The sequence below is a fragment of the Streptomyces sp. NPDC015125 genome, from assembly GCF_043080045.1.
Classification (GTDB): Bacteria; Actinomycetota; Actinomycetes; order Streptomycetales; family Streptomycetaceae; genus Streptomyces.
Map to the genome: position 1 here is coordinate 289089 of NZ_JBIBVF010000007.1, position 24808 is coordinate 313896.

A 24808-nucleotide genomic window follows, 5' to 3' on the forward strand; every position below is an offset into this window, starting at 1 on the left:
CTGTGCAAACACCAGCCGAGGACTGCCGCCGGAGAGTGTTGCAGTACGCGACCTGCGGAACATGGGCTCTGTCTGCCCGGACAGCATTTCGCCCCAGGGAGACATAGCCACGTACGTGGACCGACATCCCGCCCCGCACCTGGTCTCTGCACGGCACGAGTCGACGTGGCGGCCGCTATCCGGGCGCGCGTCGCCGCGGCTCACTCCGGATCGCTTGCGCCACGAGTCGAGGCGCGCGGTGCATTCTGCGGGGGCCGACAAAGTGCTGTCATCGGGCATGGTGCAAAGTCGCTGCCTGTGGCGCTGCTGCTTCGGTGCGGCCAGGTCATGCAGGCGCGCTGCTGCTCATGTCGCTGCACTGTGGAGCGCCCACGCTGCCCGGAGACGCGAGAGTCGTGCTGCTTCCAAGCCCAAGCACCCTCTGCTGCCCTTGGCTTGTGCCCTCTCGAGCTACTGCTGGCGTTCGCGAGCTGCTGCTCCTGCGACGGGCAGTGGCGTACTGCGGGCGGCCTACAACGCCCGCCCGCCGCGTTGCCGGATTCAGTTGCTGGGGTAGAGCACGACGGCGGGCACCGCACCCTGAGGCGCGCGGTCTTCCTCATCGTCCGGGTCGGTGTCGTAGATGTGGCCGTAGTTGCCGCCGCCGGTGGTGTCCGGCGCGTACAGGCCCGTGCTGACGTATTGCGCGGCCGGTGACCAGCGGGAGTCGTGCGGGTGGTCGGCCGGGGAGATCACCACGAGTGCGTCGTCCGGCATGTCGCAGAGGGCGTTGAGCCGGTTGCGCAGGTCACCGAGGCGGAAGCCGACGAGATGCATCGGACGGGGCTCGGTCCAGTTCGGGGCGACGCGCGCGGTGTGCACGGTGTGGCCGCGCGCGCGCCGCGTACGCGACGGCCTCGGCATCGGTGATCGGTTCCAGAATCCGGGAGCCGGAGGGCCGGTCGTGCTCGTACTGCCAGGCTCCTACCTGCCAGTGTCCGGCGGCCATCTGGAGGGTGGGCCGGGACAGGTGGATTACGCCGTCGAGGCGCACGTCCCGCAGGCTGGCGAGGCCGTGGACTTCGAGGGCGCGGCAGTCGACCTCCACGCAGGTGTTGGCATGCATCAGAGCATCTCCATTCGTCGGTGTGCTGGGGCAGGGCCGACAGCGTTCAGCTGCGGGTGTAGCGGATGCGGGCATAGAGGATGGCGTTGGGCTGGACACCGATGGTGCTCAGGTAGCGGCGGATGGCATCGTCCTTGGTGCGTCCGGTGGCGCGGGGCTCGCTGGTGCTGTCCGGGGTGCGGGTGTCGTCGACGTACCAGCCGGTGACGCGGCCCGCGGTGTTGCGGGTGCGGCCCAGGGTGGCTCGGGGCGGCCGGATGTGGCGGGTGCCCTGGTGGACGGTGATGGCGCCGTGGCCGGGCCCGGTGAGTTCGGCTTCGACGTCGACGATTTGTCCGGTGGCCTGGAGGTGGAGCTGGTGGAGTTGGTCGACGGCGGCCCGGGGGACGGCGTCGCCCCAGTGGTTGGCCCGGCCGTCGGGAAGGCCGGTGAGGTGCGCCTGATAGAGGCCGCGCCCGGTGTCGGTCAGATGCAGGTCGTACTCGTCGCTGCCGATCGTGAGCAAGCCGCAGGTCACAGCGTCGCCGAGGTGAGTGCCCAGGCCCAGCGCGGTGGTGTGCTTGACCGGGTCGCCCTCGGCGGTGCCCTTGACCAGGGCGAGGACGTGCGTCGGGCTGAGGAGGAAGTGGGCTATGAGCGGGGCTCCTTGTCGTGTCGCGCCTGGAGGCGGGGCGCGCTGCGCCCCGCCTCCGGTGCGGGCTTGTCGGCCGCCGGGCGGCGCGGGGTGGGGCCGGGCGGTGTCAGAGTTGCGGGGCGTGGGGGGCCAGGACCCCAGGGGCCTGCTGGGTGTAGATGCCTTCGAGTCCGGAGGGTGCGGTCAGGCTCCAAGTGAAGCTGTCGGTTTCGGCGTAGAACTGGCCGCGCCGACGGTGCGGGGCGAGGTAGGGGCGCAGGATGCCGACGCCGTAGGCCGCCAGCGTGCCGTCGCGGAATCCGTCCTGCTGCTCCTCGGTGAGGTCCGGCCCGTAGGTGTCGAACTCTTCGTCGGCGACGACGGCGAGCACGGGGCTGAGGTCATCCTCGGCGTGGCCGAGGAAGCTGCGCCTGTGGGCGAGGTCGGCCATCGCCTCGGCGCGGCTGGAGCGGGTGTTGATGTAGCGGACGGCGTCGCGGTGGTCGGGGACCTCGTTGGTGTCGTGCAGCCACGCCTCGACCTGGGGCTGCGCGTACGTCCCGACGCCGTTGTGGCGTAGGCGCAGGAACCCGAACGGCTTGCCGTCGACGGGGACCGGGTGCCGTTCGGTACAGAACTCGCAGGTGATGCCAACGTGGCGCAGGAAGCGCTGCAGGCGGGGGAAGCGCGCGAAGCCGGTGCCGCAGTTGCAGCAGGTATATACCTCCCAGCTGGAGGGGTTGGCGACCGTGTCGTGGTTGCACTGCGGGCACTGGAAGGTCTTGTGGCGGTACCAGTCGATGACCATGGGGCTTCCTCCTGGATGCAAGGCGGGTGTCTTGGCGGTCGGTGTTGGCGGGTGGCGTCAATCGACGTGCCGTGAGGTGCCTTCCCTCGCCATCAATAGGTAATTTAGTCACGGAATTGAGTCATGTCAAATCTTGGCCCTTCGGCTGGTGCCCCTTGAGCGGTGCGCTGGCCAGGTTCGCCAATGGACGGCCCGGACGGCTAGTTGCGCCCGACCCGGGGTGATCTCGTCGTCTACCTGTCCTACGAGGAGCAGCCGTGGCCCAATCGGCGGCAACTCGCTTCTGTCATCAACCAGGTGGCGACCGTGCGCTTGGCGCCAGCCCGCCCCCGGACCTCGTCGCGTGCGTGCGCCGGACGCGACCGCCGTGGTGTCCCCGCGCTGACCTGAGAACCCGTTGGCGCGCCGGCCAGGCTGGCGCGCCGAGGAGCGGCCGCGGAAAGCGGCCGGGCGAGCGCGGTAGCAGCGGACTCGTGGAACTTCACGTCCCAACTGGCATGGTTATTGGCAGGTTCGCGGCGGATCACGCTGCGCTCATCCCTGCGCGCGAGACCGGCACTGTGAGCGCTGGACGGGCACGTGGGACTGGCGAGTGGCGCCCCGGATACCCCGCCGCGGCAGGATCGACGGGATCGACGAGGTGCGCCGCCAGCAAGAAAGCGATCAACGGAGCGGATGCAATCGTCGGCAGAGAATCAACTCCGGCGCTGCGAGGTGCGCCACGCCGCGTCGAGGAGAAGCTCAGCGATGAGCCACTGCCCTTTGTGGTCTGGCCCGCCTATGAAGATGGGGTAACCGGATTCGGCGCTACCGCGTAGCATCTTCGTCCAGTCCTCCCAGGATTCGGCGTCCACCGCGCAGCCGGCGTAACGGTTGCTCACCGTGGTGCGCACGATCTGGAGGGTGGTGCGGTCCAGTGCCGCCAGTGCCGCCGCTGCTTCGGCACTCGTCACGATCCAGCCGGCGCTGGCCAACTTGTGGGCACTAATGCCGGATGGCTGTGCCGGGTGCCAGGAAATGTAGCGATTGCAGGCGTCGGTGTGGGCGCGCAGATCGCTGTCCAGGTTCACCGTCGACAGTCCCAGCACAGCCTGGACGCAGTCGTGTTTACGACCCGGGATCGGCTGGGGCTGCTCCGGCGCGCCGTGAACGACGTGCATCATGCCGAGGTCGTTCATCGCCTGGACGGCGGCGTTCGACTCAGCCTTGGTGAGGGCGAGGAAGTTCATGCGATATCTCCTTGCTGAAAGTGCGCTGGGTCGGCCTCACGGGGCGGCGTCCCGCGCGCGGGTCGGTGCGGGCGCAGCCGCAACAGGGTGCTTCGAGCTCCAGTCGACACATCGCCCGGCCCAGTGGCGCACCACTGCCAGCCCGGAGTGCAACGCGCACGCAACAGGCTGTGCCGTTTCACTCCTTACCTGCGAAAACGTCGTTGAGCCACAGCAAGTGGGAGCGTTGCGCCTTGGGTTGCACCCGTCCGCACCGGAACGCCGAGGGGCGCCGTGCCTGCGATCACCGAGCTTCCCGTGCGGCGCTGAGGTGGCCGTCGGGGTGAAGCCCATGACGGTACCCGGTCACCCGGGCGGGGAGGACATCTCGCCGGTGCCACGCGCGACACTTGTGGGTCACTCTGCCAGGGGTGGCTTCGCCGGAGCGAAGGGAGCAGCGGGTCGTCATGCCTCCTGGGGCTGGTAGTGGCTGTGGGTTGTGGTGGTTCAGGAGTCGCGTGCGGCCTGCCATGCGCAGGGGAGGCAGTACCAGATCTCGGGCCAGTCGGTTTCACCGAGGGCTTCGCCGGTGGGGTGCTGGCCCCGCTCGGTTGCGGTGCGCTCGCAGGCGGCGTAGTCGAGTTCGCACTGAGGGGCGGCCGAGAGTATGGCTTCGAGGATGTCGGTGTCGATGTGGCGCATGGGTTGCTCCTTGCTGGGGTGTGCTTCGTGGTGGTGTGGGGCTTGCCTCCCCGCACCGCTCGATAAGTAATTTAGCCAACCATTGCAACAGTGTCAACATCGGCGGCCGTAAACGAGCCTCGACGTGTGGCGACATCGGAGTCGGGGGCCTGGCGCGAGGTCGAAGCGCCTCGCCGCTGTTGATCTCTCTCGATACCTCGCCCCGCCTGGTGGCGGCCGGTTCGGAGTGACACGGCGGGCCGTCATGCCGACGAGTGGCGCCTTCGTGTACCGGGTGAGATCAGACGCGGTGGCGCGGGTGGCCGACCGGCGGGCATCGCACGCATCTAGGCCCTGCCTACTCGGCTGCGCCCCGCCGCCTCGCGATGCCTGATCGCCCGCCTCGTGAACGCCGCACCTCACCTTGGCTCCACCCCCCTTTTTCTCTGTCCCACCCCCTGCCGCCTTGGAGGTCTGTAGCCGTAGCAGATCCAGCCGGGCACTGTCAGGGGTGGCACCTGGTTGCGTATCGGGTCTGCGCAATATAATATCTTAAGCGTCGCAGAGCAGTTTGATCTCGGCCCCGCCTGGCGAGGACGTGGCAGCGTGACGGTGACGAGCAAGCCCTTCGCGGGCCCCATCTGATCCGGTCCCCGGCCGATGGCCAAGGGGCCACCGCCTGTGCCTGGACCTCTCCCATCCGGCCTGAGTTGGCCTGGCACGGTCTGGCGCGTCGCGTCACCGAACAGTTCTACCCGCGTCTCCGGGCCCCGGCCTCCACCGGCCCCCAGCCTCGGTCGGCGTGTCCCCGAGGCACACACCTTCCTGTCGTGAGAAGAGACGGAGGCACCTCATCACAGATTCGATCTCGCAGTTTCTTGCCCCTGTTTTGGCAGGGGGGTGGGTGCTCCATGTGCACCTCCTCTATAAGCGCCTGCACTGTATGCGGAGGGATCCGCTCACAGGGCTTCTCACCCGAGACGGCTGGAACCGGGCAGCCGACCGCATCATCCGGCGGCACGACCGCGCGGCCGTCCTGATCATCGACCTCGACGGTTTCAAGATGGTCAACGACACCTGTGGCCACGCGGCCGGAGACGCTGTCATCGCGGCCACCGGTCAACGGCTGGCATCCTGGTGCGGCGAAAATGGGATCGCCGGACGGCTCGGCGGAGACGAGTTCGTCGTGGTCGTCCGCGACGGGCCGCGCCTTGCCGCTGCGCTGGCTGACCTGGGGGCGCTCCTGCGTGAGCCCGTCGACTATCGCGGTGGACGGCTCAGTGTCGGAGCCTCTATCGGCGCGGCGCAGGTCGCTGACCTTGACTCTCCGACACGTGAGGCCGCCATGGGAGCCGCCGACGCCGCGATGTACCAGGTCAAGGGTCACGGCCGGAGCGGGCGCCGTCCCGTGGCCTCGGAGGGCACCGCCGCAGCCGACGCCTCCTGATCCGCTCTGTTCCGACTCCTAGGGCCTGACCGTGGCGATCTCGCTGCGGTCAGGCCCTCCAAAGTCGTAAATGGCCTGTGGCACGGGGCGGCATCAGCCGCCCAGTTCGCCCCGAGGGTCGCCTGGCCCTGCTGTCAGGGGGAGTGTGGCGGCCGGCTCGCTCGTGGCCGCCGCCGAGGACGCGGGCGCCGACGGCTACGCCCTCGTGCTGTAGCACCTGGCTGGCCGATCCGGTCGCTTGGACCGCCGTCGTCCTCCGGGTTCTCGCCGCCCTGGCCCGGCCGGAGCCCCGCCGTGCACAGCGGGGCGGGCCTGCGGGGGCCACGTCCGGATCGTAGAGGGTCCCCTGCTGCCCCGGTCCTACCGAGTGAACACGCCGCGTGGTTCAGCTCGCCGCTTGAGGGGTGCCGCGATGCTGGTTCCCAATGACGTCCGAGATGGGGTGAGCCGTTGTGAACGAGCGGGCCGAACGGTTGGAGGGGGCGTTGTCCCGGCTCGGCATCGACTTCTTCGAAGACCCCGAACGCTCTCCTGCCTTAACCGAGCTGGAGATGGCTAACGCTCTGGTGGGTGCGGCCGAGGCGCTTGTGCTTGGTGTGGAGATCGACGTCATGGACGATGAGGTCGCCACGCGTGCGGAGGCGGTGGCGGACCAGGTGCTGGAGGAGTTGCTCCCTGAGCAGATTTCGCCGCTGCTGATCCACCAGTTCAAGGCTGAGCGCCTGGAGCATTCGTTGACACGAGTCGTTGGTGAGGAGGCGGATCCGGATGACCCGGTCCTTGCTGCTGCTCGCGATGCAGCGGTGCTGGCCACGTTGCTTGTCAGCTATCGACTGTCCGCCGAGCGGCTCGACGCGGAGCTGCCGGAGGATCTTCTTCATCTCGCGGTGGCTGCACTGGGGTCCTGCGCGCAGCGTGTGCGGGGCCTGACCGGGTAGCAACTTGCGGGAGATCCGCGCCAGCTTCCGCGATTTCCCAAGTCCTCCAGAGGCCGTGTGGTGCTACAGGGGGCGTTACGACTGCCCTTCGTCGTTTCCGCGGCCTTTCCCGCAGCGGACCGCCGCACGTGGGGATCACCCGTCAACAGCCTGCCGGGCAGGGTTGGTGGCGGCCCGGACGCCTGGCAGGAATCGGGGCCGCCGCACGGCGCCCGGCGTGGGCCGGCCATCAGCGCACGTGTCACCTGGCAACGCGCCAGCCCGAAGAAGGTCACGCGGTATGGGCCGGCCCCGGTCAAGGCGCGGGGCGCGCTCGTCGGCCGGGGCCCACGCCGCCGGCCCGTGCCCCCATCGCGACGGACCACGGCGCCGGCTACGTGCCGCATCCCGCCGAAGTGGAACCGTGGCTGGTGCCCGCGGAGTTCGCGGCGACCCGCCTCGTCCGGCCGTATCAGTTCCGGGAGCGGGCGCGCATGCCGCCCCGGGTGCCCGGGGCGCGGTATAGGTGCTGTCGCGCCGCAGCACCCGCATCTGCTGCATCACGATGGCGACTGGCGCACGGGCCCCGGCGGGTCGCGGCTCGGTGCGGTACCGCCTTAGTGGCGTCTGAGTCGCGCCACGAGCGTCAGTGCGGGTCTCCGTGGCGCCCCGCGTGCCGTCGGGCCGTGGCCTGGAAGTGTTGCACTGGTGAGCAGTCAATGAGACTGCTCACCACCCAGAGCAGTGAGCGACATCTAAGATTTGACGTGGAGCACATTTAGGAGTAAATTAATGCTTGTTCTCGCCGGTTACTTCTCTTGGAGGCCCACATGAAGCAAGCCCTGCCCGGCATTCTTGCCGTCCTGATACTGGTCGCGTCTGTGCTCGCTTGGTTCGCTGCTCCGTGTGAGGTGTACTCCTTCGCCTCGGACGTGCGTACTCCAGCACGCTGCATGGCGGACTGAAACCACAGGCATCGGGCTACCGATTCCACGATCGACGCGCACTGTCATGGAAAGGACCGCACTTGAGCTTGCCGTTGAAAACGGTCACCTACCCCCAGGTTGAACTCGAAGCACTCGAATGCCTTATCCGCTGTCACTACGGCATGGAGTACAGCGTGATTCGGGCGCTCGGCGTGGCCAATGGCTCGTATCGCCTAGTCGAGGCGTGGGCAGAGCCTTTGGACCCGCTTGAAGCCGAGGAGATTGCAGCCTGGCGCGCGGGTGGACCCGAGCCCCACCTGGCTTCGGTCATGAACGACCTCGCGTGCCTCGGTGTCATCGACAGTGGCAAGTACCTCGTCCACGTCTGGTGGTAGCCGCGCCCGTCTGCTCCCACCCGCCCCCAGCCTCGGTCGGCGCGCTGCGGCCTGGAGGCCAGGCGAGCGCGTCCGGCCCCTACAAACCAAGGAGCAACCCATGGCGCCTGCCGCCCGGTCGGTTGCCGGGCCCGCGGACTGTGCGACCCGTTGCAACCTCGGTCTGCGTCGGCCGGAGTTCGGCATGATGGTTGGTATGGGGACCACCATGTATGAGGTCGAGAAATACGGCAATGCTGTTGACGCTGGCGAGTTGACGTTTGAGGAGGCCGTTTCGCTGCTGGTCGAAGCTCGATGCGGTCTGGCTCGGCTGGGGGCCGCGGACCTCCTTGCGAACTGGAGGACTGCCCGCGATGACAAGACGGAGCTCGTTGTTCCGCCCGAGGAACCAGCCGAGCACCTGGCGTTGGTACGGCAGTACGGCAACAGGTCCCGGGCGAGGATCGCCGACCTGGACTTCGCCGTGAAGAGCGGCATCGTCCCTGCCCGGATTCAGGACTGATCGGCCGCGGGGGCTAGCGGCTGCCGTGGCGGGTCGTGTCGTGACCGGCGACGGCACGGCGGCCACGGCGCCCGGCCTGTGGCCGTCAGCCGGCAACGACACCGCGGTGCGCATACGCCTGCCCGGCCTGCGGCGGCCGGGCTTTTAGCTGGCTCACCGCGGTGTGCGGGCCCGGCCACGCGGACCGCCGGCACCGCGGCCCGCCCTGCCGTCGCCCGGGTCCGCGCCCGTCCGTACCGGTGGCAGGAGAAGTGGTGCCGGATCGAATCCGTGGCCCGTCGACTGCGACCCGTCAGACGGGTTCGCCTGGCCGACAGAGGCGGACGGTCTGCCACCGCTGTCGGTCGGCGGCGTGGACGAACTGCCTGTGGTGGACGGGGTGCTAGCCACCGCTCTTGGCGCTCAGGTGCCGGACCCGTACGCGAACTCCTGGATCACGAGGCTTTGTGTACGGGGTGACCGCCGCGGCGGCTCTTGCGATCGACGGGGACGGAGATGGCAGTGATGTCCGGACCGATGGGCAGGGTGGCCAGAGCGGCGGCGACTCGTTCCCGGGAGCCGTGCAACTGCTCCCGAATGTCCGGGTCGGTGGGGCCACTCATGGAGATGGGGTTGCCGCCGAGGGTGACGCGGGTGACATCCTCGGGGTGGCGGCCGTGGCGGAAGGCGACGTTGTCCAGGCCAAACGTCCGATGCGGCTGGTAGATAGCGACGCGGACGCTGGTCACGGGCTGGTCGGGAACATGCAGACGAGCAGCCTCGGCAACTGCGTTCTTCAGCTCGTCTGGCTGGTGGCGGGGGGCAAGGGCGACGACCTGCCGCATCAGGCGCGTCGAGGCGATCGGGTGGAGAGCGAAGGCACATACGACGACTGAGGCTGTCCGGACGTGCGCGACAGCCTCGACGGTCCATCGCGCCGGGTGCCAGGCAGGCTTGGCCAGCCACTGGATGAGGACTGTCCGGGTGCGGGAGCGTAAGCGGCCTGTGGCGCGCGGGACGATGCCAGAGGCGCCCAGGTGATAGGCGACCGCGGTGGCGATGGCAGAGCAGATCAGGACGGGGGTGTTACTCATGAGGCCCTCCGGGGCGCGTGTGGTGGGTGCTGGGTGGCCGGGCCGTTGTGCAGCCCGGCTGTGGCGTCAGCCGTATTCCGTGCGGCTGCGGACAGTCAGTAGCCGCAGCTGCACCCAGTCGCAGCCCGACGAGGAGATGCGCATCGAGTTGTCCGGCCGCAGCAGGAGGCACCCCAGCGTGACGCTCGGGTCGGCGGCGGCGCGGAACGCCTCGAATGCGTGGAAGGGGTCGCAGAAGACGCCCGTGAGGGTGCCGCCCATATACTCCTCGCCTTCCTCCACTACCCAAACGCCGGTCGTCGGGCCGGTGACGCGGTAGGGCTTCAAGGACAGCGAGTCGCATCCCGCCCGCAGGCGCACTGAGCCGTCCGGCTCCTGGCGCACTTCCTCGACGCGCTCGTGGAGCCCCTGTGCCTGGGTGATGAACTCGCTGAGGCCAAGTGCGAACTCGTCGAAGGCGCCGACGATGTGACCGCCCTCCATGTACTCGGCGAACTGCAGGAGCCACACGACCGCCTCGTCGGCGTCGGCGGAGGTCTGCTGGGTCTGGGTCGCGATCATGCGCTTCTCCTTCGGCAGGGGCTTCGTGGCGGCCGGCCCGGGGCGTGCCTCCCCACACCGCCTGGTAGGTAATTTAGCCATCTTTAAGTCGAATGTCAAATGTCGTGGTGGTGTTGGACGTACGCGTGGGCAGGTGCGCCGGATTCCGCGGTGAGGGGACCCTGCGGCGCGTTGCGAAGGCGTTGACGGCCTCCGCCCGGCCATCCCGTCGGACTTGAGGCCCTGAGTCTGACCCTGGCCCGCGCTCTGGGGCCGGCCGAGTCCGTGGTCTGCTCCTGGTCGCGCGCCTGCCAGCCGCCCCGACCCCGAGTGCGACGCCGACGTCCGCCGCCATCGGCCCAATAGCCAGGCGGAGCGCAGAGTCGCTGCTGCTCGATGTCTCGCTCGACTTGGCCGAGGCTCGGTGCATGCCGCCTCAGTGGTGCCCGAGTCGCGCCGCGAGCGTCAGCGCGGGCCTCCGTGGCGCCCCGCGCGCCATCGGACTGCGTCCCGGAAGTGCGCTGGAGAGTAGTCGCTGAGCCCACCCGTCAGGCGACATCTAAGATTTGACTAAAGGCTTATTTGGGAGTAAATTAATCCTTGCGGTAGCCGCAAGGTCGACTCCCGCCCCAGCCTCAGTGATCGGTGAACGGGATGGGATCTTGGGGGCACCTCCTGACCGAAAGGGGAATCTCATGACCACGGACATCCTGAAGGCCATTCGGCTGAAGCCAGCGGGGGAGGGCAACTACTTCGTCTACACGGACAGGCTGATCGGCCGGGTCTGGCGGGAGCCGAACATGGAGTGGTGGGCCACCTTCTATGTCGACGATGGGCGCAGCGAGTTGGGCGGCAAGCACGAAACCCGAAATCATGCCGTTGTCGCGGTGTGGACCCGGGCGCAGAAGCCCCAACCGATCGTCCCTGCGGTGTGACGTAACGGTGCCCCGGCCCCGCTCGTGGCAGATGGAAGGCGTGCTGCCGGTCTCGTTGCCGCGCGACGGGCCCGGACATCCGCGCCCGCGCCGCAGCGTGAACCGGTACATGCCCGGACCACCCTGCTCTGCCGGACCCGGCCGGCCCTGTGAAGAACACCGCTGCCCCTTGGAGGCTTTGATGTCCCGTACCAAGCACCACCGGCGCATCCGCCCGCTGCGTGAGGGCAACCCCGCACGGCTCATGGTCGACAACCAGGCCGCCGTCCGTATGGGCATTCTGCGGTCCGGTTGCCGCGACGAGCACGGGTTTCCTGAGTACACCCGGGGCGTGACCGTCTGGGCCAAGCCGGGCGTCCGCAAGACGTTTCAGAGCGCTGCTCACCGCCGTGACCGGCGGGCCGTCCGGGAGGCGCTCGCCACCACCGCCTACCAGCGCGACCCGGCCCGCCGCCAAGCGCTCCGGATGGAGCGCGCGCTGACTCCCGCCGCGCTCCGCAGCGTGAACGGGGATATGACCTGATGCCAGGGCCCGGGAACTCCAGGAGCCCCAGCGGCAACTCAGCTGGGAACCGGGCCGATCGAGAATCGAGAGCCGCTGGTGATCGTTAACGACAGCGACGCCGTGCTCGGCGGCGCAGGAGAGGCACGGAGGAACGAGAGTTGAGCCAGAGCATGAACCAGTCGGGGGGCGGCGCCGGGAGGTACGAGAGCGATCTCGCGGCTGCCAAGCGGGCGGGAACCGCCTGGGGCTGCATCTGCGGGGAGGACAACCCGCCGTCGTATGACGCCTGCCACTTCTGTCAGCGCCCGTCCTGGACCTGCGCGGCGTGCGGCACCGTCAGCACCTGCGGCCGCGACGAGTGCGGCGAGTGCGGCAACACCATGCCCGCCGCGCTGCTCGGGGACCGCGACGAGGGCTTCGAGATGACCCACGAGGAGTGGGTCACCATGCAGGTCGGGCCACGCGTCGTCGGCGGTCGTTATGACCACGGCAACGTCGCCGTTGCGTACGAGGTTCTCGCCATCGACCGCGGTCCCCGCGCGAGCTGGCCGACCTGGCAGATCAGGGTCCGCTACGACCGGGACGGGCAGGACACCACGCACTGCGCCGGCTGGAACCCCGCCCGGGACCGTGTCCTCGTGCGTCCCGCCAGCCCCGCGGGTGAGCAGGCATGCCGGTGATGCCTGCTCACCCGCCGCCCCGGGACCCACGGTGCGCGCGTGCGCGCACCCCGCTGCGCCGTTCGCCGGGTTACCGGCCGCGCTGACCGCGTCTGCAGCCAAGCGCCCGGCGGTCGTAGATCGGGGCGTGCCGGAGCAAGGCGCACTCGTAGAGCACCGCTGCGCCGCCGGCCTGCCCGGCGAACGCATCGACTGCTGAGGAGCACATGGGTAGTAAGGAAGTCGCGGCGGCACGTACCCGACTCGCCAAGATCGCACGCCAGGTGGAGGCCGCCCTGGGAGAGATGGTCTACAGCCGGACCACGGACTGGGCGAGCGACGGCCATCACGTGATCCGGTCCCGCCCCCGGTGCGGCTCGTGCGGGCGGTACGAGAACGCGCGCGGCGCCCCGCGACAGGCACGGGCGGCCATGTCAGCGCCGCCCGCTGCCGGGCTGCCGCGCCCGCTGGCCGCGCGCCGCCCGGCGTCTTCCCGGCCGGATTCCGGAATGCTCAGGGTGCTAGCAACGCCAGATCTCGTCACCCGACGTCGTATATATGCAAGGTATGGCCGGTTGGCAGCAGAGCAGTACCACTTGCTCCGTACCACCTCACGTCGACTTGGTTCGGCAGGTTCCCGACCAGACGTACAGCGGCTTTCGACGGGGCGTCGGAGCGGGCGATGGCTGCACTGACCTCGTGATCGGTCTTCATATCGGCTACCGAGAGCTGATACAGCTCCGCCGTCTCCAACGAATCGGCCCAGGGAAGCAGGTCCCGCAACACGTTAGCCGTCTTTGCTGTCGTCGTGCTGCGCATGGCAGCCCCCGATTCAGCCCGAAGCGGCGTGAGAGTTATGGCAATGACCCTTGTCCCTCCCAGCTCGCCTTGCACGCTGTAGGTGTAGATACGGTCGGTGACGGGTTTGACGGTCGCCTGTGAGCCCAGCACGTGGGCGACGCGTTCGATCATGCCGCGCTGAGTGTTGATGGGCCCAGGGAACGAGGGTCGCAACGTTATGCCAGGATTCCGCACCTTGAGGTCGACCGTCAGTGGTTGCGCATCACCGATGGCGTCCAGCAAACCGGCGGCTCGCGTCATCAGTTCTGGCAGAGAGTCACTCACTTAAGGCTCCTTGCGGAAAAAACTCGTGTCGAGAATGTTGACGGTGCCGCGTATCCGCAGGGTAGGGAAACGCGGTATGGCGCTCGCCCGCGCCTGTGGGATGCCCCCGGCTGGCCGGTCCGTCGCCGAGGTGGGCGACTGCCGACATCCTGCCGCACCAATCCGGCTGCATGGCGGCGCCATCCCGCCCGTCGCCGTGGGCCCGTGCTGCTACTGGAGCCGCTGTCGGCGTCGTCCTGGTTCCCGGGTTGCCCCGGCTGACGGCGGCACGGTGCAGGAATACTCGGCCTGCGGGTCCGGGGCAGCGGCCAGGTCCCTCATGATCTCGTCGCTGCGGCGCGGCGGGTGGCCTGTGGCTTGTGCTGTCAGATCAGGTCGAGGGTGGGCCACAGGGTGAGGGTGCTGAGTTCGACGATGCCGTCGGGGTGGCCCTCCAGGAGGTAGGGGTCGTTGCGGAGGGCGTCGTCTCCGAGGCGGACATGCATGGACAGTCGGGGAAGATCGTCCAGCGGGTAGCTGTCGGCGTCGGCGACAGTGGCGTACGAGCCCTGGCGGGTGAGGTACACGCGGTCGCCGGGCTGTGCCTGGTCGATCAGGGCCTGCCGAAGGCGGCCCCTGGCCTGCTGGTAGGGGGCGAGCGCCTGGGCGGCGGCGCGGAAGCGCTCGGCGTCCGCTTTCGTGGCGCCCTCGCTGTGCAGGATGCATTCGAGGCGGACGAGTTCGGCGCGCTTGTCCTGAAAATCGGGGAAAGTCGGGGGTTGGCCGTCGGCGGACAGAAGGGCGACGTGCTCGCCGTAGATGGCCTCACCCTTCTCGGGTGCGGATGAGGCGGAGGTGAGGAGGGCGACGTGCTGGCCCCGGACGTCGTACACGCGGCGGACGGTGGCGGGGCGGCCAAGGTGGTCGGTGACGTCCTTGCCGAGCCAGGGCGAGTCGTTCACGGGTGTGGCGGGGGCGACGAGGTCGGCGGTGACGGACATGGTGACTCCTTGTTTTTGGCGGCGTCGCAACGGCGGGGCCTCACATTAGTAGGTAGTTTAGTCAATAAATCCGAAGCTGTCAAAGTGGCTTTGTGTGAGGAAGTTGACGCCAGGGCGCTGCGTCCCGGCCGCTGTGTGTCATCCGGCGCCGCTCTGACCGCCCTCGCGCCCGGCCCCGGTGCCACCGTGCGGCGCGCCGTCCGTCGCCCTTGCTCCGGCGCCGTCTCGTCCTGGTGTCTGCTCCTGCCGTCCCGCCGCCGCGCGGCTCCATCGTGCTTCGTCGTCATCCCGGCCGCTCTCCGCAGCCCGCAATGCCGCGGTGCCGCTGCGCTCCGCGTCCGGCCGCCGGCCCGCCTGTGGCTTCGGCTTCGCGCCGGCTCGGCTGTCCTGTGGCTCTGCCGTCCGACCGCCGTCCTTGCGTCGAGCCCACTGTGCCGGGCTGCCCCTCGGCGGCGGCCGTCCGTTCGCACCGCCGCCGTCCCGGCCCTCGTCGACGTCTCCGTGCCAGCCTCCGCGCCGCTTTGGCGTTGTGTGCGCGCTGGACGTCGGGCGACCCCGGCGCCTACCCCAGGCTGCTGGAGGGCGGGAGCTCGGCTGGCGGTCGACTGTGGGCCGCGCTGGCCCGGGCGCCGTCGGCAGTTGGCAGCCGGCTTCCGGTAGATGCCTGCCCAGCGTTGGTCGGCTTCGGGCCGCGGCAGGCAAGCCGCACTTCGGAGCGTCATGATGACGCTTTACATTTGACACAGGAGCGCTTTTGCGAGTAAATTATGCCTATCGGCCGAGGGGCCACGGATAGGCAACGGCCACCATTCATCGCAGGAGGCACAGATGACCCGCTACGTACTTCGCACCGGCGAAGCCACCCACGGCCGAGTGATCCACAAGAGCCGCGCGTGGCACCGTCAGGACGTCGTCTGCGGCGGCGCCGTCCTCCTCAACATCCGGCTTACCAAGGAGGAGGTGGCCCGCCGCCTCGAGAGGGGTTCGATCCTGTGCCCTCGCTGCTTCCCTGCGTGACAGCCACCCGGCCAGCGCAGCGACCGGGAGCAAGGCGCAGCGACCTGCCCGGCATCTATCGACACCGCCGTGCTTGGGTGACAGTCCATCCGTGTCCGTCCACCGTCCGGTCGCGCTGCGCCACCGACAGCGGCACCTCGGTGGTCTACGGCGGCGACTCGCCCCAGCTGATCTACGAGCGCACCCGGCCCCGAGCGCGCGCCCCAGGGAGCGCGCCCGCGCCTGTGCGCCCTGCGGCAGGTGGCGACCGCCCGGGGCCGCGCCCCGGCGCCCAAGACGCGACTTCGTGCTCATCAGACTTCCGACGAAGGGGTCCGGCCCCGTGCCCACCGCCTACCGCGCTCGACGAGGGCGCCGAGCCGATGGGGGTCACCGCGATCGCCCGTTCCATCTGCGGACGCCTCGACATCGACTGCTCCCCGCGAGCGGGTGAGTCGTCCCAGGCTGCTCTGCGCCGGGCTATCAGGGTCCATGAGATCCGTTCCCTGTTGACGCGCGGGATGCTCGGCCGCGACGTCGAGGCCCGCTACGCCGACGAGTGGCGGCCTTCATGCACCAAGCGGCGGGATCAGAAGCTGTGGACGAGCGCCGGCAACGCCCGGCGCTGGGACGGCTGATCTCCATGCCCACCCAAGGGGCCTCCGTCTCCGGGGGGTGGCAGGAGGGGGGAGTGTCCGACATCGGAGACCTGTTCGCGCACGACCTCACACTTGCCCTCGTCGGCAAGCCGTTGGAATGAGCCGCCGGCAGCCGGGCGTTCGCAGATGTCCGGCGGTGTTCGCCGCTGTTCGGCCCGGTGTCGCCGGTCTCGCCGCCGGGCTACGCTGCGCACGCTGTCCAGCCTGCTCCGCCTGCTCCCGGCCTCGCCGGTCCTGGCCCTTGCCCGCGTCCGCCGCGCGGTCGTCGTAAGCCGCCATGCGGAGGTTCTGACCCGCCCCGCGGCCGCACGGCGGCGAGCGGCTCGTCGACGGAGACGCCCCGGCTCGAGTTCTGCCCGGTGGGTCTGTTGCTGTCCGGCCCGGCCTGCCGGGGTTGCGCTTCAAACGCCCATGAGGTAATATCTTAAGTGTCAGAAGGAGGGGGCGACCGCCCTTGCTCCTCCGCCTGGCAGGTCCGTAGCTCAGTTGGTAGAGCGGCTCCACTTGTGAGTGTGCAGGGGTTCAAGCCCCCTCGGATCGCGGAGTGTTGGTGTGTGCCCCTCCAGAGGCGAGTCCCCGTTGAGAGGGCACACACCGGCACAGCAACGGACCTGGCTGGCTGATCACTGGTCGGGTTGAAGAGGGGAGGACGCTCTCCTTGGGACGGTAGCTCAATGGTTAGAGCAACCCTGAGGGGTTGGGTGCGGGTTCGAGTCCCGTCCGTTCGCGACGTGCCAGCGGGGAGGTGATGCTTCCCCCGGCGGATCCGGTCCGCTGGCACGCGTCGCCGTAGGCTCCTGGGGAGGAGCCGACGGTGGCCCTGCCCCGGCCGGGGAAGGTGACGAGCAAGCCCTTCGCGGGCCCTATCTGATCCGGTCCCCGGCCGACGGCGGGAATCCACGCCCTCGTGGAGTAGTCCGGCTTAGCTCGCCCCGCTCTCAACGGGGAGGTCGCGGGTTCGAATCCCGCCGAGGGTACGCATCACCGCGCAACGCGCGGGCCAGCTCCTGTCGTTCAACGGAGAGGACGCCGGACTACGGATCCGGAGATCGAGGTTCGAATCCTCGCAGGAGTACGCGAGGGACCCCCCAGTCTGGTTATGGGATGGGCGCCGGTAATGCATTCGGGTTTCATGGACGTCAGGTCCCGCCCGGGTGACGACCCCGGCTCCATGGGGGTGCGCAGCCGTTCGGCTGTAGGAGAGACCAGACCCGCTGCCCCGCCCCCGTTTCCCGGGGGCGGGGCAGCGCAGTCCGCACGCGGTGTTGCTGCCCGGGACCAGAACACCCTCTGTAGGCCGTGAGGGCCGGGCGCCGCCCGGCGCCGGCCTGTTGACGGCTCTGGGCCCGGAACACCGTGAGCGGGCGACCGCCGCGCTGTTCCCCGCCCCGGTCCAGCCCGGGGCGGGGAACAGCCGCCGTCCCGCCGCTGACGCGCCGGACTGCGTGCTGTGAAGACCAATCCGCGGGCCCTCTGGCCTAACGAGCATTGACCGCCTGTTCCGCTGTCGCGCCGTCCCGGGCGCCCAGAGACGATAGCTCGCCGCTCAGGGGAAGCGATCTGCGAGCTGCTGTCACCGTGCCCAACCACAGCCATCTCCCGACCAGGAAGGCAGTCCGTGACCTCCCTTGATCAGCCATGCCTGGACCTGGACGGCGCCGCGTATAGCGCGCGCATCACGGTCCTCGGAAACGTCACACCGGAACTTCTCGAAAAGTACGTCGGAAGGCATGTCCAGGCGCTGACTTTCGGCAGCGGAGTAGCTGGGCACCTCGAGCGTATTGAGGGAGTGAACGCAGTGATCATCAACGGTTGGGGTACCTCCAGCCACCCCATCCCCGGGCGGTGGTGGCTGGTTCACCCAGCCCCCTTCACTCTCCGCGGGCAACCCGTAGGTTCCCAGGGCCGATGACAGGAGAGCCCAACGCGCGCGCCTCACAGACCAGACCGGCCTGTGAGGCGCGCGTTGGGCTGTTGCGTCCGGTCCATTGCCGCGGGGCGTGCCGCTGGCTGCCAACTGCGGCGCTGCGAGTCTTTCGCCGCCTGCTGACGCCGGGGCAATCTCCTGGTCTGGCCTGGCCGGTCAGCCGTTCCGTGCCGTCCTACGGGCGCCGGCAACGTAGGGCCGGAGACGAGACCGCCGACCTTCTCGACCAGGCGCGCGACGGGCAACCAGACCCGCAGCCTGTGCACGAATGCCACCGCCGACGCGCGACCGTGATGGTCCACCTCGCTGCTACGCACCATGAGTTCGATACTGAGGCCCGCCGCGCGATCGCCCTCTACCAGGGGGCGCGGGACCATGCCATCGAAGCCTTGATCACCAATGTGCGGTTGCCCCTGGCTGGCGAGAGCGCGGAGTTACACAGGACTGATCAACGCCGAGCGCCGATCGTGGTGCCCGGTTGTCGGGCGCTCGTGCCACCTGCGGCGCCTGCTCCTGGCCAGCGCGTCGGCCTGCTTGCTGTCCCCGCTCCGCCGGGCCTATGCCGCGCCTGGCCGCCGCGGTACCGGCCACCGGGCACCGGATCACACCCGCGCTGACGGCTCGTCCGCGCCGTCTCCCTGCCGGGCCGACTACGTCAGCCGCACTGGCGCCGTGGTGTCCCCCGCTGCCTCAGGGCGCTCGCGCCGACTGCTTCACCGCCGGCAGCACCGCCGCTCCCGAAGCGGCGCAGGCCGGCTGCTGCCGAGGGCGGACGACCCGCGGTAGGGGAGCCGGCGCCAGAATCTGCGATGGGCCGCGCACGCGCTGGTGACGCCCGTACAGGGGCCGTTGAAGCAGAAGGGAAACCGGCGTCTGCTGGCCGCGGTGTGGGCCGTCGGGATGCGGATGAACGGCGCGCAATGGCTGCTGCTCGCGCGAGCCCCTCAGCAGCGCGCAGTCAGCGGGCCAAGGTGGTCTACGAGGCGCTGGAGCCGGTGGTGGCCCAGCACGCGGCACCCGCGGCCGCTGACGCCCATCCCGAGGGCCTGGCCGGCCGCCGAGCTCCCCCTATTCGACTTGACCGCCGGGGCCCAAGCCGCACGTCGGCCGGACCATGCGACGGACACGAGCACGAGACCGCTCAGTGCACCCCGCATGTGCCGCGGCGGTGCTGCAGCGGGAGCCCGCTCACCGTTGCCGGTGTTGCGTCGAACCGGCTGGCTACCATCTGGCCGTGGTCCGCTGCTATCGGGGCGCCGCACTTGCTGTTGAGCCCGGATGCTGCCCCGGCTGCGTCATGCTGCGGCACCGTCCGTGCTGCACTGACGTGTTGCTGCTCACCGCTTCCGCTCCTGCCAGGTAGCCCCTGCTGGCGAGTGCCCGCGAGCTTCACCGCCACAGGGCGCCAGTACTCGCCTTCGTGGGGGGCTGCACAGCGGAGGGGAGCCCCGCAGACCTCGCCGGGCACAGTTGCCCCGCCACTCCTGAGTGAAGCCGAGAGCGGGTGCAACGCGGCGCACCGATCTCGCGACGCGGAAGCGCAACACCGGGTCGCGTTGCGCTCCTGAACTGCACAAACATCCCGCTGAGGGCCATTCATCGCAGCGTGTTGCAGGTGCGCGGAACCACCAAGCTCCATCTGCACCTGCGAACTTCGCTCAGCGTGAGGGAGCGGTGAACAGGGCCAGCGTGCAAGGGGTCCGTACCGGGTCCGCGCGGACACTCCGGTACTGCACACGACTGCCTGGGAGCGGGAGCGCCTCACCCATGACCCACACTCCTTCCGCAGGCTGAAGCGCGCTGCGCATCATGGATGAGACAGCCGACGTAAGTACTGCTGCTGGCTGTCGGGTCAACCGCTGCCAGTTGGTGCCCTCGCTGCGCTGCTGCTCACGTCACTTGCTGCATCGCAGGAGTGCTGCTTTGCCCGAAGGCTTCGCTACGGCATGCATGCTGCTACCGACGAGTGCCATCTGCTGCAAGACCAGGCCCTGCTGCCAATTGCCGGATGCGGTGTGGGGCCGAGCACGGGCTGTGCACTCACCCGGTCTGAGGGTCTGGTCGTGGAGATCGTCGAGGTGCGGCCGCGGCCGGTCTGGTGATTGTAGGAAGGAGGCCCTCTGGACAGTATCTGCTCTGCCCGGCACGGCAGGGGCCCCAGGTGGGTGCGACTCTGCGGTAGTTGACCAGCCTCCTAGGCAGCGGTGCATGGCAGCGACAGGAAAAGCCCAGGTAGCACGGCATCACGGCGCGGCTGGCCGACTACCGCTACGTCGCCAGTTGCCGCGCAAGAGTCACCCAACACGTGTCTGGTCCGCACGGCGAGCGGTCATGGACGCTGTCCACAGGACGGCTTGCCGAATCTTCAGACATGACCGAAGAACTGCGGGCCGGACGGCTTGTGTCGCACATGAAGGGCAGGACCGCGTCGGCCTTCGGGGTGCGCGGCAGCCGCCCCGGTGGGAGACCGCGTAGTCGACCTGATGCGGCGGCGGGCATCGAGCTGGCAAACGTGCTCTCGGGTGCACCGCACCGGCCCGTCGTGTACTTCGTTCATTGCGGAGACCGGGTCAAGATCGGCACGACAAGGAATCTGAAGCGGCGAATGGCCGATCTGAGCCTCGCCCTGGAATGGGTGGTTCTCGTCACGCCCGGAGGCAAGGAGGTCGAGACTGAGTACCACCATGCATTCGCGGCCCAACGGATCCGCGCTGATCGGGAGTGGTTCTGGTGCAAGGGCAAACTGCACCGGTTCCTCGCCCCAGGGCTGCCGCGAGAGCCCCAAGCGCTGCCCCAGCGACTCTTCGCCGCGCTCCTGCCGACGCTGTACAACCGCTCGCAGGAAGTCGAAACCCCCGAACCGAAAGCCGACGAAGTGGAGCACGCCGCACCGAAAGCGTACGAGATGGAGGCAGAGGCCGAGACCACCGAGGTTCAGTCGACCGTGGAGCCCCTCCTCCCTCATCCGGACCTGCTGAGTCTTGCCGAGATCGCACGGAGGCTCGCTGTCGAAGGCGTGGTGGTGAAGCCGGAGTTGCTACGTGCGCACAAGCGCCGGCATCGCGACTTCCCGCGTCCCGCTCACGAAGCCCCCGGCCGTGATTTGTACGCCTACGAGGAGGTCCGGGCCTACTACACCGCACGCCTGTCGGCCGCCCGAGACACCGTCGAGCGACCTCCTGCTGTCCCCGTTGCTCGGTCGTTCTGAGGCCGTCGCCCGACGACGAAGTGGAGAACTCCGGACATGGGCCCACGCCGAACGGCAGCGCGCGGCCGGAGCGCAGCACCGCCATGGGCGGCGTACCAGGGGACCATGACAGCCCGGCCAAGGGCCGGGGGGGGGGACCACCGCGGTCGCAGGCGCCGACGCCGGGAGACGGTGTCCCTTGCGAGTGCTGGACGATGCACGTGCCGCCGGGCGACGCGTCGCCCGGGGCCCGCGCTGGCTGGGACTGTCACCGCAACGGCAGCATCGTTGTGCTGTCCGCTGGTCGACGCATCGCCCGGCCCAGCGGCGCAACACTGCCAGCCCGGGAGTGCAACGCGCACGCAACAGGCTGCGCCGTTTCACCCCTGACCTGCGCAAACGTCATCGAGCCACAGCAGGTGGGAGCGTTGCACCGTGTGTTGCACCCGTCCGCACCGGACCGCCGGGTGGCGCCGACCTGGCCCCCATACAGGACATCTCGCCGGCCTGCTGCGTGGAATTGCCGATGATCCACTCTGATGGTTCAGGAGTCGCGCGGCCTGCCATGCGCAGGGGAAGCAGTGCCAGATCCCGAGCCAGTCGGTTTCACCGAGCGCTTCGGGGGCTGGCCGCGCTCGGTTGCCGTGCCCTCGCAGGTGGCGTAACCGAGTTCGCCCTGAGGGGCACCCGGTCCGCTGGCGGCCTGGGCGGCACACGCGCTCGAGGGCGGGGGCGGGGCCCTACCCAGGCGAGGTGGCGGGCCTGATGCGGGAGTTGGTGCGCACCGGGGTCGGCCCTATATCCGGCTGTTGCTGCGCGAGGCATGCATGCGGGAGGTCATTGTTCGGGCAGCTTGCTCCGCAGGCTGTCCATTGACGCCTTCACGTCCATGAGTGCGGGGCAGTCGCTGAAGGGCTGCTGGCTAGGCCGGCAGCTTGCGCGGGCTGCTGGTTGTCGCTGGTGCGGCGCCCGGCAGCCGGCCGCCGTGTGCGTCGGCATGCGGGGGCGGGGGCGGGGTCAGGTGCGCAGGCGGGCGAGGTCATCGCGGTTCATATCGACCGTGCAGACTTTCAGGTCGCGGCGCAGGCGCTCCCACTCGCGGGATTCGACGGTGCGGCCCTCGGCGACGGGCATTGCCCGGGTGGGGTCGCTGTGTCGGTGGCCGATGACGACTCGGTGGCCGCAGCCGTTGGGGCACGGTCCGTCGTAGGTCGGCCGGGCGCCCGGGCGCTCCTTTTCGAAGGCGCGGCCCTTGTGGTCGAACCCGAGCTGGATGACACCGCCGTCCGTGGCGGTGTGCACGACCACGCGGCACTTGGCGCAATGGGTGGAGTGCGTGAACCGCACGCCCGAGATGGTCACCACCCAGCCGTCGCGTTCCACGGTCGGCATCGGCGAGGGGAGGACGCCGAGCTCCACGAACGTCTTGCGTTCCTCGTAGCCCCACACGGTGGGCGGGGTGGCCGGGCCGGTGAGAGCCGACTGGCCGGAGCCCTTGCACTGGCCGTAGTTGGTGACGGCGTAGGGGAAATCGTGGGGCGCCACGATGCCCTCTGCGACTTTGGTCGGCATCAGGCAGTGGGGGCAGCGCAGTCCAGTGGCGGTCGTGGTCATGTGAGAGGTCCTTTCGGGCGGCTGCTGGAGTTGTTCGCGGTACCGGGTGAGTACGGCGTCGCGGTCGTGGGTGCCGGCCGGGTAACCGGGTGCGGGGAGCCAATGGACGCGCACCGGGTTGACGGTGCCGCCGCTGGCGCCCGGCGGCGGGCCGGGCGCCTGGGGGTCAGCGTTCGGTGGGGATCCCGGCTGAGTTGCAGTAGGCGGCGACGAGTGTCTGACCGACAGCGATCACGGATTCCTTGGGGGTGGCGCCGCCCGCGGCGTGGCGGTTGTAGGCGGTGCGGATGCGGTCGAGCACGTCGTCGGTGGTCATTCGCGTGCCGGCGGCTTCCAGGTCGTGACCGGGGTGGGCGCCTGCGGCGATCGCCTTGGTGGCCATGGCGGCGATGACGGCAACGGCGTCCTCGGTGCTGCGGATGCGGATCATGGTGGTCTCCTTCTCCGGTCGGGCTCGCGCCCTCCCTGACATCACACAATTTACTCTCAAATGCGCTCGTATGTCAAATCTAAAGCGTCAAGATCCGTGAATCCGGTGAGTGCTGGCTCACCTTCGCGCGCTGGGCCAACTTGCCGCCGCGCCACTTGACCGGTTCTGCGGCTCGTTGCTTGTGGGCGCTGCTCCCGGGTGGCCGGGGCCTGGTGGGCCGGGCGGGCGAGGTGGTCGTCGTAGGGGGTTGGCCGGGCGCCCGCCGGGGAGCGGTTCCCGCCGACGTCGGCGCCCGCCAGGTGGACGGCGCCGCCGGGCCGATCGCCTCGTGGCTGCGAGTGTGGGGCTGGCCCCCGGTCCTGCCCGCGGGCGTGCTGGCCGGCTGGGAGCCGGTGCCGGACGCGGTGCGCCGCCTGGCGCCCACAGGGCCTATAGGCCCGAGCGCTGCCCCCCCGCGCCTGCGCCGGTCGCGGCGACCACCGCCCTGACCGTCGAGGATCGGGTCGAGATGGTCGCCGAGCGCGGACGGCAGCCGTCGCCGCCGCGCTGGCCGAAGCCGGGGGCGACGGCTCGGGCGGCTATGCGATGGCCCTGCATCGCCTCGTCGCCGCCGACCCGGCCGCTGTGGGTTGTGGTGGTTCAGGAGTCGCGTGCGGCCTGCCATGCGCAGGGGAGGCAGTACCAGATCTCGGGCCAGTCGGTTTCACCGAGGGCTTCGCCGGTGGGGTGCTGGCCCCGCTCGGTTGCGGTGCGCTCGCAGGCGGCGTAGTCGAGTTCGCACTGAGGGGCGGCCGAGAGTATGGCTTCGAGGATGTCGGTGTCGATGTGGCGCATGGGTTGCTCCTTGCTGGGGTGTGCTTCGTGGTGGTGTGGGGCTTGCCTCCCCGCACCGCTCGATAAGTAATTTAGCCAAGGCGTCGGCATGTGTCAAAATCGCGCTGTATCGCAGGTCGAGCGTTGGCGCACCCGACGCCCCTCAGGAATTCCCCTCACCCTGGCCCGGCGACGAGCAGCTGCGCTGTTATGTGCGCTGCTGCTCAACGCCCCTGCCCGTGCTGCCGAGGAGTTGCTGCTCGAGCTCGGCCGCGCCCCTTCCTGCCGTCCCGCGCCCGCCCGTCCGGCCGGCGCCCGCGCTGTCCCGGGCGGGCATATCCGGCTCCGCCCCGCGCCGCCCCGGCCCGGCCCCGCCGTCCGCCGCCGCTCCGGCCGCACGCACGCCGCGCCCCGCCGCCCCGTCGTGCCGCCCCGCGCCGTCGCCCGCGCCCGCCGGCCCTGTGCCGCGCCCCGCGCCGTCCCGCCGCTCCGGGCCCGGCGTCGTGCCCCGACGCCCGGCCGCGCCCGGCGCCGCCCCGCTGTCGCTGTCCTGGTCGTCTGCGCGCCGTTGCCCGTCCGGCCGTTCGGGCCCGGCCGTCGCGCGCCGTCTGCGCGCCGTCGTGCCGTCGCCCCGCCTGTCCCGTGCCTCAGGGTGCCGGGTTGTGGGTCTGCTGCCCGACTGTGTGGGTCCGGGGGAGTAGCGGCCGGCCGCCTGCCGCGCCCCGCGCCGTCTGCGTGCCGCCGTCCGCCGCCGTCCCGCGCC

23 protein-coding genes and 4 tRNA genes are annotated in these 24808 nt (G+C 69.7%); 14 read left to right on the plus strand and 13 right to left on the minus strand.

All coding sequences use genetic code 11. The features are described from left to right. Positions 1-540 precede the first annotated feature (540 nt). The 6 genes from ACF088_RS18870 to ACF088_RS18895 all read right to left on the minus strand — a co-directional run bounded on the left by ACF088_RS18870 (position 541) and on the right by ACF088_RS18895 (position 4436). Positions 541-816, minus strand: coding sequence for a hypothetical protein (locus ACF088_RS18870; protein WP_392376906.1), 276 nt, complete (start codon positions 814-816; stop codon positions 541-543). Continuing rightward, on the minus strand, positions 788-1105 hold the full coding sequence (locus ACF088_RS18875; RefSeq protein WP_392376907.1) for a hypothetical protein: 318 nt from the start codon (positions 1103-1105) through the stop codon (positions 788-790). Before ACF088_RS18875 ends, ACF088_RS18870 begins: the two co-directional genes overlap by 29 nt. Before the next feature lie 46 nt (positions 1106-1151). Further along, complete coding sequence (locus ACF088_RS18880; protein ID WP_392376908.1) at positions 1152-1610, minus strand: hypothetical protein; 459 nt, start codon at positions 1608-1610, stop codon at positions 1152-1154. A 235-nt stretch (positions 1611-1845) separates the two neighbouring features. Further along, the gene (locus ACF088_RS18885; RefSeq protein WP_392376909.1) at positions 1846-2526 is read right to left on the minus strand and encodes a hypothetical protein; all 681 of its coding nucleotides are present in this window, start codon (positions 2524-2526) and stop codon (positions 1846-1848) included. Positions 2527-3221: 695 nt separating this feature from the next. Beyond that, positions 3222-3755, minus strand: coding sequence for a hypothetical protein (locus tag ACF088_RS18890; protein WP_392376910.1), 534 nt, complete (start codon positions 3753-3755; stop codon positions 3222-3224). Between the two features lie 486 nt (positions 3756-4241). Then, complete coding sequence (locus ACF088_RS18895) at positions 4242-4436, minus strand: hypothetical protein (RefSeq protein WP_392376911.1); 195 nt, start codon at positions 4434-4436, stop codon at positions 4242-4244. Between the two features lie 922 nt (positions 4437-5358). On the opposite strand from ACF088_RS18895, the gene ACF088_RS18900 reads away from it, so the two are divergent. The 4 genes from ACF088_RS18900 (at position 5359) to ACF088_RS18915 (ending at position 8602) form a co-directional block, all read left to right on the plus strand. Beyond that, the gene (locus tag ACF088_RS18900) at positions 5359-5862 is read left to right on the plus strand and encodes a GGDEF domain-containing protein (protein WP_392376912.1); all 504 of its coding nucleotides are present in this window, start codon (positions 5359-5361) and stop codon (positions 5860-5862) included. Positions 5863-6314: 452 nt separating this feature from the next. Continuing rightward, on the plus strand, positions 6315-6800 hold the full coding sequence (locus tag ACF088_RS18905) for a hypothetical protein (protein ID WP_392376913.1): 486 nt from the start codon (positions 6315-6317) through the stop codon (positions 6798-6800). 1006 nt (positions 6801-7806) lie between these two features. Continuing rightward, complete coding sequence (locus ACF088_RS18910) at positions 7807-8100, plus strand: hypothetical protein (protein ID WP_392376914.1); 294 nt, start codon at positions 7807-7809, stop codon at positions 8098-8100. 196 nt (positions 8101-8296) lie between these two features. Then, the gene (locus ACF088_RS18915; protein ID WP_392376915.1) at positions 8297-8602 is read left to right on the plus strand and encodes a hypothetical protein; all 306 of its coding nucleotides are present in this window, start codon (positions 8297-8299) and stop codon (positions 8600-8602) included. A gap of 434 nt (positions 8603-9036) precedes the next feature. Here ACF088_RS18915 and ACF088_RS18920 read toward each other — a convergent pair whose 3' ends face one another. Together ACF088_RS18920 and ACF088_RS18925 are read right to left on the minus strand one after the other, a co-directional pair. After that, complete coding sequence (locus tag ACF088_RS18920; RefSeq protein WP_392376916.1) at positions 9037-9675, minus strand: hypothetical protein; 639 nt, start codon at positions 9673-9675, stop codon at positions 9037-9039. Positions 9676-9741: 66 nt separating this feature from the next. After that, entirely contained in the window at positions 9742-10236 is a 495-nt protein-coding gene (locus tag ACF088_RS18925; protein ID WP_392376917.1) for a hypothetical protein, read from the minus strand. 674 nt (positions 10237-10910) lie between these two features. On the opposite strand from ACF088_RS18925, the gene ACF088_RS18930 reads away from it, so the two are divergent. The 3 genes from ACF088_RS18930 to ACF088_RS18940 all read left to right on the plus strand — a co-directional run bounded on the left by ACF088_RS18930 (position 10911) and on the right by ACF088_RS18940 (position 12335). Further along, positions 10911-11150, plus strand: coding sequence for a hypothetical protein (locus ACF088_RS18930; RefSeq protein WP_392376918.1), 240 nt, complete (start codon positions 10911-10913; stop codon positions 11148-11150). Between the two features lie 181 nt (positions 11151-11331). Beyond that, the gene (locus tag ACF088_RS18935; RefSeq protein WP_392376919.1) at positions 11332-11673 is read left to right on the plus strand and encodes a hypothetical protein; all 342 of its coding nucleotides are present in this window, start codon (positions 11332-11334) and stop codon (positions 11671-11673) included. 140 nt (positions 11674-11813) lie between these two features. Then, on the plus strand, positions 11814-12335 hold the full coding sequence (locus ACF088_RS18940; RefSeq protein WP_392376920.1) for a hypothetical protein: 522 nt from the start codon (positions 11814-11816) through the stop codon (positions 12333-12335). Positions 12336-12854: 519 nt separating this feature from the next. On the opposite strand, the gene ACF088_RS18945 is transcribed toward ACF088_RS18940, so the two are convergent. After that, positions 12855-13439 carry a hypothetical protein gene (locus tag ACF088_RS18945; RefSeq protein WP_392376921.1) on the minus strand — a complete coding sequence of 195 codons (585 nt, stop codon included), beginning with the start codon at positions 13437-13439 and terminating at the stop codon, positions 12855-12857. 365 nt (positions 13440-13804) lie between these two features. Then, the gene (locus tag ACF088_RS18950; RefSeq protein ID WP_392376922.1) at positions 13805-14419 is read right to left on the minus strand and encodes a hypothetical protein; all 615 of its coding nucleotides are present in this window, start codon (positions 14417-14419) and stop codon (positions 13805-13807) included. Between the two features lie 828 nt (positions 14420-15247). Here ACF088_RS18950 and ACF088_RS18955 point away from each other — a divergent pair. From ACF088_RS18955 to ACF088_RS18985, 7 genes are all read left to right on the plus strand, one after another. Then, entirely contained in the window at positions 15248-15436 is a 189-nt protein-coding gene (locus ACF088_RS18955; protein WP_392376923.1) for a hypothetical protein, read from the plus strand. Positions 15437-15798: 362 nt separating this feature from the next. Further along, the gene (locus ACF088_RS18960) at positions 15799-16053 is read left to right on the plus strand and encodes a hypothetical protein (protein ID WP_392376924.1); all 255 of its coding nucleotides are present in this window, start codon (positions 15799-15801) and stop codon (positions 16051-16053) included. 490 nt (positions 16054-16543) lie between these two features. Continuing rightward, positions 16544-16616 (plus strand) — tRNA-OTHER (locus tag ACF088_RS18965). Positions 16617-16734: 118 nt separating this feature from the next. Further along, a tRNA-OTHER gene (locus ACF088_RS18970) sits at positions 16735-16803 on the plus strand. A 172-nt stretch (positions 16804-16975) separates the two neighbouring features. Further along, positions 16976-17051 (plus strand) — tRNA-Glu (locus tag ACF088_RS18975). Between the two features lie 26 nt (positions 17052-17077). Further along, positions 17078-17149 (plus strand) — tRNA-Arg (locus ACF088_RS18980). A 3223-nt stretch (positions 17150-20372) separates the two neighbouring features. Then, positions 20373-21209, plus strand: coding sequence for a GIY-YIG nuclease family protein (locus ACF088_RS18985; RefSeq protein ID WP_392376925.1), 837 nt, complete (start codon positions 20373-20375; stop codon positions 21207-21209). A 996-nt stretch (positions 21210-22205) separates the two neighbouring features. Here ACF088_RS18985 and ACF088_RS18990 read toward each other — a convergent pair. The 3 genes from ACF088_RS18990 to ACF088_RS19000 form a co-directional block, all read right to left on the minus strand. After that, positions 22206-22802 (minus strand): hypothetical protein, encoded by a 597-nt coding sequence (locus tag ACF088_RS18990; protein ID WP_392376926.1) that lies wholly within the window; start codon positions 22800-22802, stop codon positions 22206-22208. Between the two features lie 166 nt (positions 22803-22968). Next, the gene (locus tag ACF088_RS18995; protein ID WP_392376927.1) at positions 22969-23232 is read right to left on the minus strand and encodes a hypothetical protein; all 264 of its coding nucleotides are present in this window, start codon (positions 23230-23232) and stop codon (positions 22969-22971) included. A 639-nt stretch (positions 23233-23871) separates the two neighbouring features. Further along, positions 23872-24066 carry a hypothetical protein gene (locus tag ACF088_RS19000; protein ID WP_392376911.1) on the minus strand — a complete coding sequence of 65 codons (195 nt, stop codon included), beginning with the start codon at positions 24064-24066 and terminating at the stop codon, positions 23872-23874. Between the last annotated feature and the right edge of the window lie 742 nt (positions 24067-24808).